The 2884-nt window shown below is 75.2% G+C and carries 2 protein-coding genes; both read right to left on the bottom strand.

Annotated features, from left to right (window positions below; all coding sequences use genetic code 11):
* Positions 1-163 precede the first annotated feature (163 nt).
* Positions 164-1525, bottom strand: a complete 1362-nt coding sequence (locus AE652_RS38915) for a hypothetical protein (protein WP_234348701.1) — start codon at positions 1523-1525, stop codon at positions 164-166.
* A 293-nt stretch (positions 1526-1818) separates the two neighbouring features.
* Positions 1819-2724, bottom strand: a complete 906-nt coding sequence (locus AE652_RS38910; protein WP_053112543.1) for a glutamate ABC transporter substrate-binding protein — start codon at positions 2722-2724, stop codon at positions 1819-1821.
* Between the last annotated feature and the right edge of the window lie 160 nt (positions 2725-2884).

Raw genomic sequence — 2884 nt, 5'->3', positions numbered from 1 at the left:
GCCCCCGTGGCCCCCGTCGCCCCCGCGCCCGGTGCCCCCGCCGCTCCGGTGGTCGCGGTGGTCCCGCCCGCCGGGGCGAGCCCGCACTCGTCGCAGTAGCCGTCGGCGTCGATCCTGCCGCTGCCGGAGCACTCCGGCCGTTCGCACGTCCCGCCCATCACCCTCAGCCCCCCTGGACCTGTCCGTCGGCCGGCTCCTGGCCGGCCGCCTCCTGTGCCTGCCCGGCCTCGGTCTGGGCCGGGCGCAGCGACTGCTGGAACCGGGCCACCGCGGCGGCCGCCGCCCGCAGGTCGCAGGGCGCGCTCCACAGCAGCCAGCGCGCCTTCTCGTACCGTTCGATCACTTCCGGGTCCTCGGAGACCCGCAGCCGGGCCGCCATCGCCTTGTAGGCGTCCAGCCGGCCGCGCAGCTCGGCCCGGACGGCCAGCGGCTGGGTCACCTCGGTGAGCGACTGCCGGGCCCGGCCCAGCTCCTTGGCGGCGGCGTCCTCCAGCGTGTCCAGCAGCGGCGCCAGCCGGCCCCACTGCCCGGCCTGGCGCAGGTCCAGGGCCGCGACGATCCGTTCGCGCAGCGCCGAGGCCGGGCCGGGCACCGCCGGGACGTCGCTGGACGCTATCTTCGCCAGCACCTCGCCGCGCGCCCGGCGGGCCTCGGCCAGGGTGGCGTCGGCCCGCTGGAGGAGGTCGCCGACGCCCTGGAGGCGCTCCTCGGCCTCGTCGCGCAGCCGCAGCAGGTCCTCCAGCTCCAGCCGGACGCCGTCCAGCGCCCGCCCGGCCCGGTCGAACCGCTCGGTGTCGACCACCCCGGCCGGGCCGGCGAAGGCCGAGCCCTCCGGGACGGTGCCGCGCTGGGCGGGCACCCGGGCCGGGCGCCACAGCGCCAGCGGGTCCCCGTGGACCTCGGCGCGCAGCCCGGTGAGGTCCTGCTCGATCCCGGCCAGGTCGTCGCCCAGCGGGTGGCTCCCGGTGCGCACGCCGAGCGAGGCGGCGAGGGTGCGCACCCGCTGGAGCTCGGCCAGCAGCAGGTCGATCCGGGCGGGGAGCGCCGACCAGACGGCGTCGGCGGCGCTGACCACCTCCAGCACGGTGGCGTACCAGGAGTTCATCCGGACCATCAGCGCGTCCAGGCTGATCCGCTCGACCAGCCTGGCCGGCGCGCCGAGCACCTGCGGGCCGTCCGGCACCACCCCGCCGGGGACGGTCACCGCGTCGCCGGTCAGCAGTTCGCTCAGCTCGGCCAGTTCGGGCGCGCCGGGCTTGGCCTTGCGGGCCCGGACGGCGCGCGCCGAGGCCAGCGCCTCGGAGTAGCGGTCGAACAGCGCCCAGAGCAGGGGCAGGCCCTTGCCGGCGACGGACCAGCGCTCCAGGGTGCGTCCGGACAGCTCGGCGCCGTCCAGCAGCCGCAGGCCCGAGTGGTCCTGGAGGGCGAGCAGCGCCGACTCGACCGCGTCCCGCTCCGCGCCGAGGCGGGCGAGCGCGCGGTCGACCTCCTCCCGGTTCAGTACCGGGCCAGCCGATGCCGCCACCGCGGTGTCCTTCCTTCCTCGCGTGCGATCCCGACGTGCCTGACGTTCCTGACGTACCTGACGTGCTGGACGTACCGGACGTGCGGTCCCACGACAACCCCCGTGTCCACCACCGGTCTCCCCGTGGTGATCGTCCCGAACCCTAGCCGGTGGCCGTTCGGGCGGAGCGGGCGCGGGGCGTCAAGGCACCGTCAACGCCCCGCTGACGGCCCGCGCGCTACCTCCCCCGCGCCGTCCCCCGCGTCGCCCCCGGACCGGCCCGGGGTGGACCCCGGGGCGGCCCCGACGCCGGCTCAGCGGGTGCCCGGCCAGTAGCGGTCGGCCTCGTTGAGCATGTACGGCTTGAGCCAGTGCTCGTACGAACGGGCCCAGTCGCCGCGCGCGTAGTAGTCGGCCAGGACCTGGTTGACGCGGGCGGTCAGGTCGGTGCTGTCCTTCGGCATGGCGACGCCGACCACCTCCGGCTGGGCCTCGCCGTCCACGATCCGCACGGTCTGGTCCTGCGCGGCCTGACCGGCCGCCAGGCCGTTGTCGGTCATGGTCGCGTCGACCTTGCCGAGCTGCATCAGGACCAGGCAGTCCAGCTGGTTCTCCACCGTGACGACCTGCCGGGCGGTCTTCTTCTCCGTGACCACGGTCAGCGCGGTGGAGCCGGCGGCGGCGCAGACCCGCTGGTCCTTGACGGCGTCGTCGATGTTCTTCGCCGGCGAGGCCGTCGGCACCAGGACGCGCTGGGTGATGTTGAAGTACGGCTTGGAGAAGGCGACGTCCTCCATCCGCTTGCAGTTGATCGTCATGGTGCGGACGATCAGGTCGACCCGGCCCTTCTTGATGGCGTCGATCCGGTCGGCCGTGGCCACCGGCTTGAGCACCACCTTCTCCGGGTCGCCCATGACGGCCGCGCCGATCGCCCGGGCGAGGTCGATGTCGAAGCCCTCGATCTGGCCGGTGTTCGGGTTGCGGGCGCCCCAGCGGTAGCTGTTCTGGTCCACGCCGATCACCAGGCTGCGCCTGGCCTTGATGGCCTTCACGGCCGGGCCGTCGTCGGTGCTCGGCGGCACGCTCTTCGTGACGTCGCAGCCATCGGCCTGCTCCTGCTGGTCCTGCTGGTCCTGCTTCGTCCGGTGCACGGCCGCCGGCGCGGCGCCGACCGGGCCGCCCCCGGCGAGCACGGCCGCGCCGGCCGCCAGCAGGGCCACCGCGACGGCGGGCCTGGTCCTCCTCCCGGAACCGCCGGAACCACTGGAACCTCTGAAGCTCCTGAAACCCCTGGTGCGCATCGGTCGCTCTCCCCCTTGCCCGTTACCGGTACTCGGCCAGTCGCCGGCCCAGGCCGCGCAGATAATCTCACCGGGGGAG

The sequence above is a fragment of the Kitasatospora sp. MY 5-36 genome, assembly GCF_001182915.1.
Classification (GTDB): Bacteria; Actinomycetota; Actinomycetes; order Streptomycetales; family Streptomycetaceae; genus Kitasatospora.
This window is presented reverse-complemented; position numbering and strand designations above follow the sequence as displayed.